Origin of the sequence: Haliscomenobacter sp. (assembly GCF_033763495.1) — a bacterium.
Classification (GTDB): domain Bacteria; phylum Bacteroidota; class Bacteroidia; order Chitinophagales; family Saprospiraceae; genus Haliscomenobacter.
In genome coordinates, this window is sequence record NZ_JANRKL010000181.1 from 58,616 (window position 1) to 75,507 (window position 16,892).

At 45.2% G+C, this 16,892-nt stretch carries 12 protein-coding genes; 6 read left to right on the forward strand and 6 right to left on the reverse strand.

What is annotated here, in order from left to right; genetic code table 11:
* Positions 1-14: 14 nt before the first annotated feature.
* Positions 15-1,100 (reverse strand): aromatic ring-hydroxylating dioxygenase subunit alpha, encoded by a 1,086-nt coding sequence (locus tag SFV55_RS19955; protein ID WP_320031309.1) that lies wholly within the window; start codon positions 1,098-1,100, stop codon positions 15-17.
* A gap of 164 nt (positions 1,101-1,264) precedes the next feature.
* On the opposite strand from SFV55_RS19955, the gene SFV55_RS19960 reads away from it, so the two are divergent.
* Positions 1,265-1,696, forward strand: a complete 432-nt coding sequence (locus tag SFV55_RS19960) for a Rieske (2Fe-2S) protein (RefSeq protein ID WP_320031310.1) — start codon at positions 1,265-1,267, stop codon at positions 1,694-1,696.
* A gap of 205 nt (positions 1,697-1,901) precedes the next feature.
* On the opposite strand, the gene SFV55_RS19965 is transcribed toward SFV55_RS19960, so the two are convergent.
* Positions 1,902-2,786 carry a bifunctional metallophosphatase/5'-nucleotidase gene (locus SFV55_RS19965; RefSeq protein WP_320031311.1) on the reverse strand — a complete coding sequence of 295 codons (885 nt, stop codon included), beginning with the start codon at positions 2,784-2,786 and terminating at the stop codon, positions 1,902-1,904.
* An 11-nt stretch (positions 2,787-2,797) separates the two neighbouring features.
* Positions 2,798-3,826 (reverse strand): Holliday junction branch migration DNA helicase RuvB, encoded by a 1,029-nt coding sequence (ruvB, locus tag SFV55_RS19970; protein ID WP_320031312.1) that lies wholly within the window; start codon positions 3,824-3,826, stop codon positions 2,798-2,800.
* Positions 3,827-3,966: 140 nt separating this feature from the next.
* On the opposite strand from ruvB, the gene icd reads away from it, so the two are divergent.
* Positions 3,967-5,232: an NADP-dependent isocitrate dehydrogenase gene (gene icd, locus SFV55_RS19975; protein ID WP_320031313.1), complete on the forward strand. Its 1,266-nt coding sequence runs from the start codon at positions 3,967-3,969 to the stop codon at positions 5,230-5,232.
* 104 nt (positions 5,233-5,336) lie between these two features.
* Here icd and SFV55_RS19980 read toward each other — a convergent pair whose 3' ends face one another.
* From SFV55_RS19980 to SFV55_RS19990, 3 genes are all read right to left on the reverse strand, one after another.
* Complete coding sequence (locus SFV55_RS19980) at positions 5,337-7,697, reverse strand: T9SS type A sorting domain-containing protein (RefSeq protein WP_320031314.1); 2,361 nt, start codon at positions 7,695-7,697, stop codon at positions 5,337-5,339.
* Positions 7,698-7,882: 185 nt separating this feature from the next.
* Positions 7,883-10,978, reverse strand: a complete 3,096-nt coding sequence (locus tag SFV55_RS19985) for a two-component regulator propeller domain-containing protein (RefSeq protein WP_320031315.1) — start codon at positions 10,976-10,978, stop codon at positions 7,883-7,885.
* A gap of 139 nt (positions 10,979-11,117) precedes the next feature.
* Positions 11,118-11,753, reverse strand: coding sequence for a response regulator transcription factor (locus SFV55_RS19990; RefSeq protein ID WP_320031316.1), 636 nt, complete (start codon positions 11,751-11,753; stop codon positions 11,118-11,120).
* A 211-nt stretch (positions 11,754-11,964) separates the two neighbouring features.
* Here SFV55_RS19990 and SFV55_RS19995 point away from each other — a divergent pair, with 211 nt between their 5' ends.
* The 4 genes from SFV55_RS19995 (at position 11,965) to SFV55_RS20010 (ending at position 16,774) form a co-directional block, all read left to right on the forward strand.
* The gene (locus SFV55_RS19995) at positions 11,965-13,032 is read left to right on the forward strand and encodes a beta-ketoacyl-ACP synthase III (protein WP_320031317.1); all 1,068 of its coding nucleotides are present in this window, start codon (positions 11,965-11,967) and stop codon (positions 13,030-13,032) included.
* Between the two features lie 164 nt (positions 13,033-13,196).
* Complete coding sequence (locus SFV55_RS20000) at positions 13,197-14,927, forward strand: dynamin family protein (protein WP_320031318.1); 1,731 nt, start codon at positions 13,197-13,199, stop codon at positions 14,925-14,927.
* A gap of 105 nt (positions 14,928-15,032) precedes the next feature.
* Positions 15,033-15,830 carry a hypothetical protein gene (locus SFV55_RS20005; protein WP_320031319.1) on the forward strand — a complete coding sequence of 266 codons (798 nt, stop codon included), beginning with the start codon at positions 15,033-15,035 and terminating at the stop codon, positions 15,828-15,830.
* A gap of 44 nt (positions 15,831-15,874) precedes the next feature.
* Complete coding sequence (locus SFV55_RS20010) at positions 15,875-16,774, forward strand: helix-turn-helix transcriptional regulator (RefSeq protein WP_320031320.1); 900 nt, start codon at positions 15,875-15,877, stop codon at positions 16,772-16,774.
* Positions 16,775-16,892: the final 118 nt, after the last annotated feature.

Below are 16,892 nucleotides of genomic sequence, written 5' to 3' on the forward strand. Positions count from 1 at the left end.
TCTCATTTTCGCACTTAAAGGCTTTTAGCCAGTAACTGGTGAAAATGATGAACACAGGCTTCACGTTTGGGAGAGAACCGTCCCGTTTGGTAAAATCGGGACTGTAGCCCTTTTTGTACATTTTCCACCACAAATTCATCCTCCCGTTCCACCTTGTCCAAATCCGCTCCGGCCCCCTGGTCGAGTTTACTTTCATCGTATACATAGAGGATGAAACGCACTTTGCATTGTTTGATAGACAGGGGTTTGACAATGTTGACACTTAAGCCCCAGGGGTAAAAATTGAACATCATGTTGGGGAAAACCCAAAAATAGTAAGCGGCAATCCGCTTGCCGTAATCGATATGCCCGGCAGGAAGGTCGAAACACTCTGTCCCGGAATCAGCAATTCCCACTTGCAAATTGCAGTAGTCAAACAGCTCGCTGTAATACGCACCATAGTCCAAAACCTGGTTGAGGCCCGCATGTACAAAGGGAATGTGGAACCCCTCCAGGTAATTGTCGCAATACAAAGCCCAATGCGCGTTGACCAAATAATCTCGGCTCAATTCAGATGCATAGCGAAACTGCGAAAGAGGCATAAAGCCAATACGCTCCTGCATCACCTCCAACACTGACTTGAAGTCAAATCCGGGATCGAGTGAAACAAAAGGAAACTGGGCCCAGGTTTGACAAGGCACTTCAGTCAAATGGTCACAAGCACGGGGGAATCCCTGGGCTTCCTTGAACTCGGGCATGAATTCCATTTGCCCCTGAAGGTCAAAACGCCTGCCGTGATAGTTGCAGGTCAGTTTTTTGTATTGCCCGGGGTAGTGTACAAGGATGTTGCCCCGGTGGGTGCAGACATTACTAAAGCATTTCAGCTCACCGGTTTCCGTTTTGCTTAAAAACAAGGGTTCATTGACAAAACCGGGGAGGAATTGAAAGGGATAGACCGATCCTGCCTGGTTCAGATTCTCGCCAGTTTCAATCCACTGCCAACTGCGGGGGAATACCTTTTCCTGCATGGCTTCGAATACCTGAGGGTTGCGGTAAAACTCGGCAGGTAGGGTTTCGGCGAGGGTGATGTCGGGATGGACTGAGTAGGTAAAATTTGACATAGCTATTTTTTGGTTACACAATGATAAATAAAATTTTTTCCAGAATTTCCTATCTGCAAAGCAACCCTATCTCTCCTAAACTGGTAAAGGGAAATAAACCTAACAACCAATATGCCCACTTACATCGTAGTATTAAGTGGAACATCAGCAATTAAACTAAAAATATGGATCGGAAAGAATTTTTGAGCCTACTGGGACTAACCGTAGGTGGTGGCGTAGCCATTTCATGTTTGGGCGGATGCTCAAAAGAAGCTGGAGTTACTCCCGGAGGAAGCACGGGCGGTGGTGGAGGTTTAGATTTCACCCTTGATCTCAATGCCACAGAAAATGCCGCCTTGAACAACAACGGTGGCTTCCTGGTAAAGAATGGAGTGATTGTGGCCAGAACTACGGGTGGAGTATTCATCGCCGTAGCCGCTGCTTGTACGCACCAAGGCACCATCATCCAATACCAGGGCAATAACTCCAGGTTCTTTTGCCCCAATCATGGCTCCACCTTTTCAGAGTCGGGAGGTGTATTGAATGGTCCGGCTACTTCAGATTTGAAGCAATATAAGACGGAGCTGAATGGAAAAAATTTACGGGTGTTTGCTTAATCAAACACAATGAAACTCCATCTGGCGGCTGCGCCGCTTGTTTTTTCACCATCTAAGGCATCTAAGAAGCACCTCAGGAGCATTACCTCCTTAGATGTCTCTTAGATATCTTAGATGGTTCAATTAAAGGTTTACATTTGGTAGGTAAAAATTTGTTGGACGGCTATGCCGCATGTTTTCTACCACCCAAGGAAATACATAAACCCTAGGCCCAATTCTGGGCACCAATGGCCATATTCTCCCCTTTCGCCACCCGAATCGCTCCATTGTTGTGCAAATCAATCCGCCCCATCAACAAACCACCCCAACCAGCGTGATTGATGAGTACAGGTTTACCGTCCAGGTTATTGACCACAATAGGTTCGGGTAAAAAAGTATGAGTATGCCCACCGATGATGATGTCGATGTTCCGTGATTGGGGTGCCAGTTTCAGATCAGAAACTTGTTCGTCCTGATAGTGGTAGCCCAGATGGGACAAACAGATCACCAGACTGCACCCGTGTTTTTCTTTAAGTTCAGCAGCTACCTCGTTGGCGGTGGCCAGAGGATCGCGGTAAACCAGTCCTTCTCTCAGCAGTTGAGGAATAGCGCCTTGTGGATTTAATCCCAAGCCCATTATGCCAATGCGCTGCCCTGCCTTTTCAACAATATGGTGTGGTTTAACCAGTTTAGCCAACGGAGTATCCGTCAGTTGGTAATTTGCTGCCAGGGCAGGAATTGAATTTCTGCTGAGCTGAGTAGATAGGTCTTGCATGCCCCGGTCGAATTCGTGGTTGCCCAAAGCAAAAGCATCATAGCCCATCCCCTTCATCCAGGCCAGTTCCTCCCCTTTTGAATTGGAAGGGTTCAATACGTCTCCCGCATCGAGCAGCAAAACATGGTTTTGTTCTCTCCGAATTTTTTCCACCAGTTGCCTGGCTTTTTGGGCAAAAGTGTAAGAAGTTGCATTTCCCCCTCCAAACCGACCATGTAAGTCGTTGGTATGCAGGATGCTCAATGAAAAATCACCGGAAAAGTCCAACTGGGGAATTCCCGTACCCAAGGCAATGGCTCCAAGGCCAAATTGATGGATGAAGGTACGTCTTTGCATGGTTGAGGGTTTTATTCAAACAATGTTCTTTGCTGAGCAGGAGGTACAATCCCCAGGTGACGATAAGCTTTTTCGGTAGCTTCCCGTCCGCGTGGGGTTCTTTGTAAAAAGCCTTCCATAATCAAAAACGGCTCATGGACCTCTTCAATTGTGCCAGCTTCTTCGCCGATGGCCGTAGCAATGGTGGAAATGCCCACGGGACCACCTTTGAATTTTTGGATAATGGTTGACAAAATTTTATTGTCCATTTCATCCAGGCCATATTCATCTACATTCAAGGCTTCCAGAGCAATTTTGGCGATTTCCAGGGTAATCCGTCCATCCCCCTTGACCTGGGCAAAATCACGCACCCTGCGCAAAAGGGCATTGGCGATACGAGGTGTACCCCGGCTCCTCCTGGCGATTTCCGTTGCACCTTCGTCCAGAATTTCCAAGCTCAGAATATTGGCCGAACGATGGATGATTCGTTTCAGGGTTTCCACGTCGTAGTAATCCAGGTGACAATTGATACCAAATCGCGCTCGCATCGGTGCTGTCAACAAACCCATTCGGGTAGTTGCCCCTACGAGGGTGAAAGGGTTGAGTGTAATCTGAATGCTACGCGCATTGGGGCCACTATCGATCATAATGTCGATGCGGTAATCCTCCATAGCAGAGTACAGGTATTCTTCAACTACAGTATTGAGACGGTGAATTTCGTCAATGAATAAAACATCCCCTTCGTTGAGATTGGTCAGCAATCCCGCCAGGTCTCCCGGTTTTTCCAATACGGGTCCTGAGCTCATTTTGAGTCCCGTTTCCAGTTCATTGGAAATGATGTGAGAAAGGGTCGTTTTGCCCAGACCCGGTGGGCCATGCAGCAAAACGTGGTCCAGGGCTTCTCCTCTCTGTTTGGCTGCTGTGATGAAAACCTTCAAATTGTCTACAATTCGGGGCTGTCCACTGAAGTCTTCCAGCGCTTTAGGGCGCAACGCGCGCTCGATTTGCTGTTCATCCGTGCTAAACTGTTTGCCAGAAGCATCCAATATAGGATTTGCCATTTAAATATTGTTTTTAAATTTGCGCAGCAAAATTTGAGGCCAAGTCCTTTTCCAGGTTTTGAAGCATCAAATAAGGCTGGCAAAGACGCAAACCTTGCGTCTCTACATTTTTTCAGCATTGAAAATACAATAATACAACAATGAGTGGATCAAAAGTAACCATTGAAAATGGAAAATTAACGGTGCCAAACGATCCGATCATCCCTTTCATTGAAGGTGATGGTACTGGAGCCGATATTTGGGCGGCTTCAGTTCGCGTTTTGGACGCCGCAGTGGAAAAAGCGTACAATGGTACACGCAAAATTCATTGGAAGGAAGTGTTAGCTGGCGAAAAAGCCTTTAACCTTACCGGCAGCTGGCTTCCAGACGAAACCCTGCAGATTATTGACGAGTACCGTATTGCCATCAAAGGTCCTTTGACTACCCCGGTTGGTGGTGGTATCCGCTCTTTGAACGTTGCCTTGCGTCAAATGCTCGACTTGTACGCTTGTGTTCGTCCAGTACATTATTTCAAGGGTGTGCCTAGCCCAGTGAAAGAACCAGAACTGGTTGAAATGGTGATCTTCCGGGAAAACACCGAAGACATCTACGCGGGTATTGAATACTTGGCTGGCACTCCAGAATTGGAGAAGCTCAAAAAATTCCTGATTGAAGAAATGGGGGTTAAAGGAATCCGCTTCCCTGATACCGTTTCATTGGGTATCAAACCTGTTTCAATCGAAGGTACCGAGCGCCTGGTTCGTTCCGCCATCGAGTACACCATCGACAACAACCTGCCTTCCTTGACCCTGGTTCACAAGGGCAACATCATGAAATACACCGAAGGTAAGTTTAAGGATTGGGGTTATGCCTTGTTGGAGCGGGAGTATGGCGATAAGGTGTTCACCTGGGCACAATACGACCGAATTGCTGCTGCCGATGGCAAAGCTGTTGCTGACAAAGCTCAGGCAGATGCACTGGCTGCGGGTAAAATCCTGATCAAAGACGCGATTGCGGATGCATTCCTGCAACAAATTCTGCTGCGTCCTGCTGAATATTCAGTGATTGCTACCTTGAACCTGAATGGCGACTACATCTCCGACGCTCTAGCAGCAGAAGTAGGTGGTATCGGGATCGCTCCAGGTGCTAACATCAATTACCTCAGCGGCAAAGCCATTTTTGAAGCTACTCATGGGACCGCTCCAAAATATGCTGGTCAGGATAAGGTGAATCCAAGTTCGGTAATCTTGTCTGGTGAGATGATGTTCCGTTACATGGGCTGGAAGGAAGCTGCTGACCTGATCATCAAAGGCGTTGAAGGGGCCATCAGCAACAAACGTGTAACTTATGATTTCCATCGCCTGATGGAAGGAGCAACTTTGTTGAAGTGCTCTGAGTTTGGCGATGAGATTATTGCGAACATGTAAATTAGAGATGAAAGATGAGAGATGAGAGATGAGAGAAGCTACCGCAGAGGCTTAGACAAGATTATCGTCGAAAACGCTGCGGTAGCCTCTCTCATCTCTCATCTCTATTCTCCGCTTTTTACAAACTTCTTCGTCCCCGTTCCATTCTCCGTAGTAACCTGCATCAGGTAAGTACCCGCTGGAAGTCCATCCACTGAAATCTGGAATTGATCACGCTTCACGTTGGTGTATACTTTTTCCATAATCTGGCGACCCGCCATATCCATGATCCGTACATTGGCCTGTTTGGACACTTTATTCAAGGCCAATTGCAGGTAGATGTCTTCACGAGCTGGATTTGGACTAATCGCAAATTCATTGGAGATGGAAGGCAGATCACGATCACTGCTGATCACCAATGGACCTACGTTCATTCGTACAACGTATACATTTTCCAGACCATAACCAGTTGGGCTGTAGGTAACCGTACCCAAATCTGAATCCAGGGCGGTGAAACTGGCATAACGTGGTTTGTCCGTTGCAAAACCGGTCAACAACATTGGACGGCGATCGTAAGTATCGTTCAACAACAATTCAATGTCGGTATCATCACCAGTGAAATATTCAATCATCACCAGGTAGGTGGTGGTATCTGCCAATTGTACAGCAGGTTCACCCTGCTCAGGGAAAGGCACAGTAATCAGGCGTGCTCCCGTTTCGGTTCCTTTGATGTCGTAGAAGTTGTCGGCTATCAAATCGCGTTCGGTTGATTCCACCAAGGCGTTTTGGTTGCGGTCTTCCCAGGTATACAAACTCACCAACAAGGAAATCCCCTGGAGATCAGCTCCATTGTTGACCCCAAAAGAAACACTCCGCAGGTAATTGCCCTTTCCCTTAACCACGTAATAACTGTTGCCGTAAGCAGCCGAGTGGGGTTCATTTACATCCCAGTTGTCCCCTGGAAGGGTATAAAAAGAAGCGCCCAGCTCTTTGGCAAAAGTGGTATCTGTAACGCGGAAGAAAAACCCTTCAAGGTTGTCAAAGCGGTCATAATCCGTTGAATCGGCAGACGCCTGGTAAACCATGGCATAGGTTCCTTTTTTATTGGGCAAAAATTTAGGAGCAAAAATAGCAGTATCAATTTGGTTTGGTGCAATTGACGCAGAGGTAAGCGAATCCCGGAAAATACGGGAATTAGTCGTTGAGTCAATGGCATTGATGTACAACTTCAGGTTGGTTTGGGCGTTGGCTCCAATATTTTCAACCGCTGCCCCAAAAGGAATGGTTTCAGCCTGATTGGCAGGTTGCTGCATGTTGGGCGACAAAGCGTAAAATTGGGTCAAGGCCAGGTTGTTGGCTTCCCGCTTCACCAGTTTGACATCGTCGATAGCCCAGAAGTAAAAATTACCATCATAACGGAACTTGATCTTGACACTATCTGCGTTTTCGCTTCCAATCAGTCGTACCGATTTGTAGGGGTCTTCATTTTCTTCAAAGGGACGAATTTCTTCGTTGATTTGACTAGAGACCCAGGTCTTACCACCGTCTTTTGACCATTCTACAAAATACTCACTACCATAAAAATGCCTAAAATATTGGTAGAATGAAACATTGAGTGCAGTGCCTTTGGTAACTTTAATGGTTGGAGAAATCAGCTCTCCGGTGTGCGGTGTCGGGCATGGCCCCTGTCCAAAACCACTGTTACAGGTAGTAATACTGCCTAAATCCAGGGTCGCCGCGTTCATAATCATTGCTCCATTACAGCGGGTAGGTGAAAAAAAGGAAGGTTGAGCTGGGTAGGCAAAAAAGCAAGGATCCGCGAATGCATTTGCCGAAATCCAGGACCAGGCGGTAGCAGTGTTGGGCTTGCCAGAACAAGAAACCGTGTTGCTTGTCCAGGCATTCAAACCACCGTCAAAATCACCTTGTTTGGAACTATTGCCCCAAACGACCAAATTAGGATTTACAAAATCAGGGGTATTGGATTTGATGGTCACCTTCACTGCACTGCCCAACAAAGGTTTAATCTTGTTGGCTGTAGCCAATGATACCATAAAACTTGGAATGGTAACTTGTGGTCCTGAAGCGCCGTTCCCAGCTGAAAAAATCACAGGCGAAGTGCTGACATTGTTGAATATAATTACAGCAATTGCACCTTTTTTTTGTGCATTGAGTACCTTGTCAGAAAAGTCACAACTTCCACGATCAAGCACGGCGATTTTTCCAGTTAAGTCTGTTGTAATAACGGATGTATTGCAACCCAGAGTACCATTGGATGCATCCTTGGCCTGAATCAGTTCACCAGTAACTGTACAAAAGTTGCGGCCAAATGAAGACATTTCTGCTTGGTAATCTCCAGCAATAGCAGCAGGTTCGCTTACCGTCAGCACATGGCTTTGGGCAGTAATTTGGGATGTAAAGATCAGCAGAAACAATCCCGACAAAAGGAAATAAACCACTGAACATGAGTGCGTAAAACTCCGCATATGCGAATATTTATTTAGGTGATGAAATGTAAACAAAAACAAACATTGATCTGATGGACGAAAGGTTTGGATCAAAATGTAACAACCCGAAAATTACAGTTATAATGGAAAAGATCAAATTCTAAGCAGTATTTTGTAGGAAGGGTTACAAAATACACTTTGGAATGATGCTTAAAAAAGGTTCTTTAAAGCCGTTTCATCCGCAAAAAAACCCGGTATTCGGCATCCTGAATGAAGTGAATCTCGCCTCCGATCCGCTCTGCCCGCATTTTCATGTTTTGGAGTCCATTTCCAGAACCAGGTTTGGGTGTACTGGCCACCACAGGCCCGTCATTGGCAATTTCCATTTCAAAAAAGCGGCCTTGCTGCCCAAGCCGAATACTGACCTGATTGGCTTTGGCATGCTTGGCAACGTTGTTGATGGCTTCTTTAAAGATGTAGTACAAATCCTGGCGAATTTGGATCGGGATACTCGTTTTTAGATCCAGATTTTTTAGGGTGACCTGGTATTGAACGTTGAGGGGGCTCAATACATCGTTGGCATGTTCCTGCATCCGAAACAAAAGATCCTCGATGTGGTCTTTCCGAGAATCAATCGACCAGATCACATCGTGCAGGTGGGACATGGCTTTGCGGGCTATTTCTGCAATTTTGTTCAATTTTCCAGTATCTACACTGCTTGTGCCCAGGTGCTGCAACACTTCCGCTTGCATTGCAATCCCTGCCAAAAGCCCACTTACTTCATCGTGGATATCGGCTGCAATTTTGGTCCGCAGGCGTTCAATTTTTAATTTGTGTACCAATCGAGAGCGCAGCGCATAAAATCCACCCACACCTAGTGCCAATGCAAGTAAAGCCCAAAACCACCAATATTTGTAAACGTAAGCAAAGACCTGTATCTCCAGGACTAAACTTTGGGACCAATTCCCCCGAGGGTCTGCCCCCTGGATACGCAAACGGTATCGACCGGGCGGCAACTGATTGTACTTGATCTGATTGAGCCCTCCGAGTTCTATCCAATCGGGGTCCAATCCTTCCAATTGATAACGGTATTTGATTTTTTCCACATTCCAATAAACAGGAAGGGTGAATTCCATTTCCAGGTTTTGCTCATAAGCACGGAGTTCCAGGTACCGTAGCTGTTGCAAATTGTGGGTAAAGTTCGACAAAGTATCTTCCACCCAATTGTATTTGCTGACTCGGGTGAGGCAAACCTGAGGTATGGTATCGCTGCGTAGCAGTCGTTCTGGCCGAAATGCATTTACTCCATTGATGGTGCCAAAGTACAGGATATTGTCTTCGTCTTTAAAGAAAGAATAACGGGTAAAGGAACTGTGGGAAAAACCATCCAGGTCGTAAAAATTGGTAAAGGTTTCGTTTTTTCGATCAAAACAGGACAATCCACTGTGGGTGCTGATCCATAAATGGCCCAGGTGGTCCTCCAAGATGCCCGAGATGGTGTTACTCGCCAGGCCCTCTTTCTGGGTATAGTATTTGGTTTTTAAAGTCTTAGGATCAAAACGAATCAAACCTTGAGAAGAGCCTAACCATAAAATCCCTTGTTTATCTTCATAAAGGCTATAAATCAATTGAGATCCCAATTGGGAACGATCTAGGTAGGTTTCAAAATGATTATCTTTCAGTGTTTTGCCTGCTACGATTTTGTATAAACCTTTGTTGGTGGTAACCCAAAAGGTATTGTTCTTGCTACTGGTGATGTAATAGGGAAAAAGGTGGCTCAGCGGCGAGGGATCCTCCGCTGTATAAAATGGGCGAAATTCAGCCGTTTCACGATTGAAAATCAACAATTTATAATCTCCATTGGGAAATTCTGTCAACAACCAAAATTGCCCCTGAGCATCTACAGTGAAGGCACGAAACCGGGCCGGGTAACGATAAATGGTTGCCCTCTTTTTGGTGAGGTTGTAACGAATCAACAATCCTTTGTCTCTTCCCTGGCATGCAATGCCCCAAAGGTAGTTGGGCTCCTGGTATTTTAGGTCAAAACAACAATTGAAACGCAGTACTGTGTCCGATTTTTCCTCGATGATGCGTAGGGTATCCATCCCTTTTTTTACATCATTTTTGTTCAGACTATACCAAAAGCTGTTTTCATTTGCAAAATAGATATTGCTACGCCCATCACTAGCCATGCCCCGCAGGATTCGCCCAAAATCATCTTCAGCAATGTTTTTTTGGAGGTACCTTTGGACAATTCCCAGATTGTTTTTAAAAACTTTTAACCCCGTGTCTACCCCGAAAAAGAGGGTGCTGTAAAAATTTTCACTGTATACATCGATGATTTGTTTGCTGACACTAATGAATTTGCTAAAATCTTCGACCCTTCCATTTTTCTGGATACAAAACAGTTTTTTTGTGATCGGGAACCTCAGACTGCCATCCGTTTCAGAAACCAGGATGTTCCCTTTTTTGTCTTGCCACCACAGGGAAAATTCGCCATTGTCAGGCAGTCCACTCACCACCTTAAAAGTCTTTTCTTCGGAATTGTATTTAAACAGGTAATGATTACGGGCAAAAGCCAACCATACCTGGCCACTACGATCCCGTTTTAAAATAGAAATTCGTTCGTTGAACACGTTGGGTGGCAATACAACGCCCTTGAAATCTGATGGCTTAAATTGTTTTAGCAATCCTTGTCTGGAGACCAGGTTTAAAACACCATCTTTATTGTTTCCAAAAAGCCAAGCGTTTTTTCCTACTTTGAGGGCCTCAAACAACTGGTCGTTGGATTCACCTGAAAAAGAGGAATTTACTTCCGCAATCCGAATAAATCGATTCAAAGCAAGATCAAATTCGTACAAAACGCATAGTTTATCACTCGCTGTTTGAAACCGGGTAATTACCAATAGGTTTCCGTCCTCATCAACCCGAATACCCTGGACTTGTTCATTCGATTTAATCCCTCTTTTTTTGAGGGAGATGGTTTTTCTTTGGAAGGTTTTATAATCAATCAAATCGAAGAGTTCATTGTTGCGCAGGTATACGACCAACAGCAAACTGTCTTTTAACAAACGAATAGCATGTACATGGTGATCCGATATGGTGTATGGGTTATTTGGATTGGTATTGAAAGTCAAAAATTCATACCCATCGAAACGCTGCAGACCATGTGCAGTTCCAATCCATAACAACCCAGAAGGGTCTTTTTGTAAGGATGTAATGGTCCAATCTGACAAACCATCCCGCAAAGAAAAATACCGAAAAGGGATATCTCCCTGTTGCGCGTTAAGAGACAAACTCACACACAGGGATATCAGCAAGCTGATTTTTTGTACAGGTAGTTGGCAAAAAAAATTAAACATGAAGCGCTCTCAGTAATTGAGGTCCCAAAATAGGCTGATTTTTTTCATAATCGAAAAAATAATATCAACTCTTGAGTTTTGATTTGGTTCAAAGCCTTCATAGACGATTACCCAATATCATTGAAACCAATTCTCCTTTGCTGTTGATTTGTAGTTTTTTGTAAATCTTTTTGATATGGTCCCGTACCGTTTCCAAAGTAATGCCACAAGCATCAGCAATCATTTTATAACTTTTGCCATCTACCAAGCCTTGTAAAATTTCCTTTTGGCGATCGGTCAATTCCACATCAGGGTTGTTTACTCTTTGCCGGAAACGGAAAAAATTAACTACATGCCTGGCTATAGAGGGAGACATAAATGATCCTCCAGCTGCCACGGTTTGGATGGCTTCCCGAACCATCACTAGAGGAGACCTCTTGGACAAATAGCCCACAGCACCTCTGCGCAAAGCTTCGAAAACGTGTTCCTCTTCCTCGAAGGAAGTAAGCATAATGATGTCCAGATTAGGGTGTTTTTTTTGAATCAAATGAATGCCTTCCAGGCCCGACATCCCGGGAAGGTTGATGTCTAGCAGGAGAATTTCTGGAGACGTTCCTCTTTGAAGTGCCAAAAAAGTTTCTACAGATTCAGCTACGGAATGGACTACGAAGTCGGCTTGGGCACTCAAAAAGTCGGCTAAACTTTCGCGTACCGTTTCCTCATCTTCAATGATGCTTAAGTGAATATGAGCCATTAGGTTTGATGTGTTGTACTAGTGATTATTCGATTTTAAACAAAGAAAAGTAAAAAAAAATTGTAAATCTGCCTAAAACTTCTTCGAAAAGATAACTTTGCAGGTAACATTGTCATTCTACCGATGATAATTTGGAAAAAAGTCCTGTTAGAACTTTTTTTTCAGGCAAAGTTCAAACTTACAATCATTATTTTCGAAAATACAGATGGGTATGTTAAAGTCAAAAATTGCTGGCATTGGTTATTATGTCCCAGAACACATAGTAACCAACCAAGACCTGACCCGAGTCATGGATACAACGGACGAATGGATACAGGAAAGAACGGGTATTCAGGAACGTCGCTATGGCAAAAAATTTGAAGAGACCCCGACGACTATGGCTGTAGAGGCTGCCAAAATTGCCATTGAACGGGCCGGAATCCAAAAAGAAGACATCGACTTTATCATTTTTGCTACCCTGAGCCCTGATTATTATTTTCCTGGCTGTGGCGTCTTGCTACAACGGGAGTTAGGCATTACCAAAACTGAAATTGGCGCTTTGGACATCCGCAACCAATGCTCCGGTTTTGTATACGGCTTATCGGTAGCCGACCAGTTCGTCAAAACAGGTATGTATAAAAATGTACTCCTGGTGGGCGCGGAGATGCACTCCATGGGCCTGGATTTTTCTACCCGTGGACGCAATGTAACGGTCATTTTTGGCGATGGTGCTGGAGCCGTAGTTCTACAACCCACGGCAGAAGAAAACAAAGGTGTACTTACCACCCACCTTCATTCCGATGGTACTTATGCCGAAAAACTCGCCCTCATCAGCCCTGGTTCTCATGGTGCCTACCATTTCAATAAAATGGCCATCGAAACCGACTTTGGTTTCCCGGACGTCGAGTTTGGTGAAGTATTTGTCAATCAAACCATGATCGACAATGCCTATACTTACCCGGTGATGGAGGGCCAGTTTGTGTTCAAAATGGCGGTGCAGAAATTCCCGGAAGTCATCATGGAAGCACTGGCCAAAACTGACCTCAAACCCAGCGACATCAACATGCTTATCCCCCACCAGGCCAACCTACGCATTAGTCAATTTGTGCAGGGCAAACTTGGCTTGAGTGATGATCAGGTGTGGAATAACATCCAGCGTTTTGGCAATACCACCGCCGCTTCCATCCCCATTGCACTTTGTGAGGCATGGGAAGCAGGTAAGGTAAAAGAAGGCGACCTGGTGTGTTTGGCAGCCTTTGGCAGTGGCTTCACCTGGGGTTCGGCACTAATTCGTTGGTAATGTTTACGTTTACGTTTACTAAACTTTTAAAGTTTAGTAAACGTAAACGCAACCCCCATTGTGCTGATGGGGTAATGTCATTAACTGTTACAAAAATTACCACTATATTTGTGCAGCTAGCTGGTCATTTCACCAGCGCATTAGCCCATTAGCACATTAAGCGCATGATTAACCCAAGTACGATAGCCCTCCGGGCGCGGATCGACGAAGCCGTAAAAGACCTGCACGAACTGACCATTCGCATCAACCACAATGATTTGGCCAAAACGGTGAGCGACTTGCGCAACCGCATCAATGACCCCTTCATGTTTGTGATCGTGGGAGAGGTAAAAGCAGGCAAAAGCAGCTTTATCAATGCCCTGTTGCAAACCGATCGAGAGATAACCAAGGTGGCCCCTCAACCAATGACCGACACCATTCAGCAAATTGTGTACGGAGAAAAAGAGGAGGTCATCGTCATCAATCCTTTCCTCAAAAAAATCCTGATTCCGGTCGATATCCTCAAGGAAGTAGCCATTGTGGATACCCCAGGCACCAATACCATTGTTGAGCACCACCAGGAGATCACCGAGTCTTTTATTCCCGCTTCGGACTTGATTGTCTTTGTATTTGAAGCAAAAAACCCTTATCGCCAATCCGCCTGGGATTTTTTCAAGTTCATCCACGAAGACTGGCGCAAAAAGATCATTTTTGTTTTGCAACAAAAAGACCTGATGTCCCCTGAAGATCTGGAAGTCAACATCAAAGGAGTACACGATTACGCTGAAAAACAGGGCATCTACAATCCACTCATTTTTGCCACTTCGGCCAAGTTAGAGAAGGATGGCAACAAAACCGATAGTGGCTTCATTCCCATTCGTCATTACATCCTGGAAAACATCACCGGGGGAAAAGCACCCGTATTGAAGTTGGGCAACAGCGTCAGCACTTGCTTGCGCATCAACGATAGCATTCGAGAAGGCCTGGATTTGCGTCAGCGCCAATGGGAAGCGGACATGGAGTTCCGTAAAGACATCAAAAACACCCTGGATAACCAGGAAATAAAGTCGTACAAACAAGTTGATCAACTGGTAGAAAACATCCTGGCTGGTTACGACCGCACCACCCAGGCCAAAGAACAGGAATTGCGCGATGGTTTATCCTTCTTTTCGCTGGTCCGTCGTTCCATTTCCTCCATTTTTACCAAAAAAACCTCTGCGAAAGAATGGTTGGAAACCCTGGCTAAAGACCTGGAGCAAAGCCTGAATACCACCCTACGCGAAAAACTACACGATGGCATCAATGATCTAGCCGATAATGTGCAACAAATGGCCAAACTGATCGACCTAAAAATCCATACCAGCAAAAATTTGCTACAAAACGACCACGAGATATTCAGCGCCATTGCTGAGCGCCGGCACAACATTTTTCGGGAGTTGCAGGAGAAATTTGAAGACTTCATCAAGAAAAGCGAAAGTTTTACGGATCAAAGTTTATTTCCTGATAAAACCCCGCTGCCCGGCTCCTTTGCCACCGGCAGTGGCATTGCCGTCATTGGTTTGATTCTGGCTGCCATCACCCAGGGCGCAGTTTTTGACATCACTGGTGGCGTACTCACTACGATAGGTATCCTTTTCGCTGGCTTCGCTACCAGTGGAAAGCGCCGCAAAATCATCGATGGGTTTCTGCATGAAATCATCAAAGGCCGTGAAAAAATCGAAGTGGATGTAACGGCCCAATTGAAACAATACATCAAACGCCTCAAAGAACGCATCGACAGCAATTTTGACCCATTCGACCTGATGCTCGACAAGGAAAAAGAACAACTTGCGGTGCTAAACCAGGAACAGGCGGTAGTCAGCAATCAATTTGGCACCCTGGATGTTGAAATCCGAACCATCCTGGCCAGCATGTAGTAACGGGGCGATTATTTGAAAATCGTAAGTTTTGGTTTGAAATTCGTTCGGCGTGGCCAGACGAAAGCTCGTCCTTTGTGCTTGAAATAATCAAATCGCAAGGGAATGAATTTGTCCAAATCCACTACATCAGTTCAAAAAATCGGATGGTTATTGGCAGTCTTGTGCCTGACTCAGTTTGCTTATAGCCAGAGTACAGACAGCACCAAACATGTATTAAACTTCACAGGTACCGCCAGTGTAACCAACAACGGCTTTTCTTTTATTCCTTCGTTTTCTTTGGGAAAACCAGCAGCCATCTTTAATTTCAATATCAATGGTGGAAAAAGATTCAGCTTTGAACCCGAATTCCGCTTTGATTTAGAGGGCGCAAGGCCCTGGTCTTTTATCTTTATCTGGCGGTATAAATTGATAAATGCAGAACGTTTCAAACTCACCATTGGCACCCACCTGCCTGCACTCAATTTCAGAACGGTGCCCGTAATCAAAAACGGGGTAGCATTGGATCTCATCCAAACCCAGCGTTTTTTCCCGGTGATTGAACTTGCACCGTATTATGCGCTGAATAAAAGCATCAGTATTGGCGCTTTTTACCTCTATGGCCACAGCCCAGAAGTGGATGCCACCAAAAACACGCATTTTGTTTCCTTACGTTCCAATTTTTCCAATGTCAAATTTTCGGAGCAGCTCTACATGCGTTTTAACCCACAGGTTTTTTACCTGAAAAGTGGAGATAAAGATGGGTTTTATGCCGCAACAAATGTGACCTTGGCCAAAAAGAATTTTCCACTCTCCCTCTCAACCATGATGAACAAAGCGCTGAAAACGGAGATCGCCGGAAAAGATTTCAACTGGAACCTTAGTTTAGCTTATACATTTGGAAGTAGTTACACCAGGCCTTAAATTTGATCATCTCCGTATTGATTGAAATTTGCAATTGAACCATCATGGACAAACCCGAAACGCTTGACGATTTTTACCAACGAAAATTCAATTGGATGCCGGAACAGATTCGCAATGAAATCGGGCATTTCAATGTATTCCGCTTGGAACCTTTTACAGGCGATAACGCAAAACCTGTGCCTTACAAGCGGCGGGATTTTTACAAAATCACGCTGGTGGTTGGCAATAGTAAAGTCCATTACGCGGACAAAGTAGTAGAGGTGCAAAAGCAGGCCTTGTCTTTTTCCAACCCCCAGATCCCTTACAAATGGGAACATCAGGACAATATCCGCAGTGGGGCCTTTTGTATTTTCAACCACCATTTTTTCCACCAGTTTGGCAATTTGAACCAGTACGAGGTGTTTCAACCCAACGGGAACCACATCTTCGAGTTGAGCGACGAGCAAGTTGCCCGCATTGCGCCAGTTTATGATCGGATGTTCGAAGAGATTGCTTCGGAATACATCCACAAGTACGATGTACTGCGGAACCTGGTATTTGAACTGCTGCATTTTGCTATGAAATTGCAGCCCAGCACCGTGTTTGATAAACAACAGATCAACGCCTCCCAACGCATCGCTACCTTGTTCCTGGAGTTGTTGGAACGCCAGTTTCCCATCGACGACAACCACCAACACATGCAATTGCGTTCGGCCTCGGATTTTGCCGGGCAACTCAACATCCACGTCAACCACCTGAACAAAGCAGTGAAAGAAAGTATGCAAAAAACGACCTCCCAACTCATCGCCGAGCGGGTTTTGCAGGAATCCAAAATCTTGTTGAAACACAGCAACTGGAACGTGGGAGAAATCGCCTATTCTCTGGGCTTTACGGAAGTGACCCATTTTAACAATTTCTTCAAAAAACACGTTCAGCTGAGTCCTACCAAATTCAGGAATGCTTGATTTTCGTAAGATTTGTTTTTTGTTAGGGCGCCCGCTACACAGAACAAATGGAGCGTCCGACGGGGCTTTGATCTGGTTGTCAAAATGCAGCTCATCGATGGATGCTTTTTATACAAAA

Coding starts and splice junctions, on each gene's coding strand:
- SFV55_RS19955 (WP_320031309.1), bottom strand. CDS start 1,100: ATGTCAAATTTTACCTACTCAGTCCATCCCGACATCACCCTCGCCGAA.
- SFV55_RS19960 (WP_320031310.1), top strand. CDS start 1,265: ATGGATCGGAAAGAATTTTTGAGCCTACTGGGACTAACCGTAGGTGGT.
- SFV55_RS19965 (WP_320031311.1), bottom strand. CDS start 2,786: ATGCAAAGACGTACCTTCATCCATCAATTTGGCCTTGGAGCCATTGCC.
- ruvB (WP_320031312.1), bottom strand. CDS start 3,826: ATGGCAAATCCTATATTGGATGCTTCTGGCAAACAGTTTAGCACGGAT.
- icd (WP_320031313.1), top strand. CDS start 3,967: ATGAGTGGATCAAAAGTAACCATTGAAAATGGAAAATTAACGGTGCCA.
- SFV55_RS19980 (WP_320031314.1), bottom strand. CDS start 7,697: ATGCGGAGTTTTACGCACTCATGTTCAGTGGTTTATTTCCTTTTGTCG.
- SFV55_RS19990 (WP_320031316.1), bottom strand. CDS start 11,753: ATGGCTCATATTCACTTAAGCATCATTGAAGATGAGGAAACGGTACGC.
- SFV55_RS19995 (WP_320031317.1), top strand. CDS start 11,965: ATGTTAAAGTCAAAAATTGCTGGCATTGGTTATTATGTCCCAGAACAC.
- SFV55_RS20000 (WP_320031318.1), top strand. CDS start 13,197: ATGATTAACCCAAGTACGATAGCCCTCCGGGCGCGGATCGACGAAGCC.
- SFV55_RS20005 (WP_320031319.1), top strand. CDS start 15,033: ATGAATTTGTCCAAATCCACTACATCAGTTCAAAAAATCGGATGGTTA.
- SFV55_RS20010 (WP_320031320.1), top strand. CDS start 15,875: ATGGACAAACCCGAAACGCTTGACGATTTTTACCAACGAAAATTCAAT.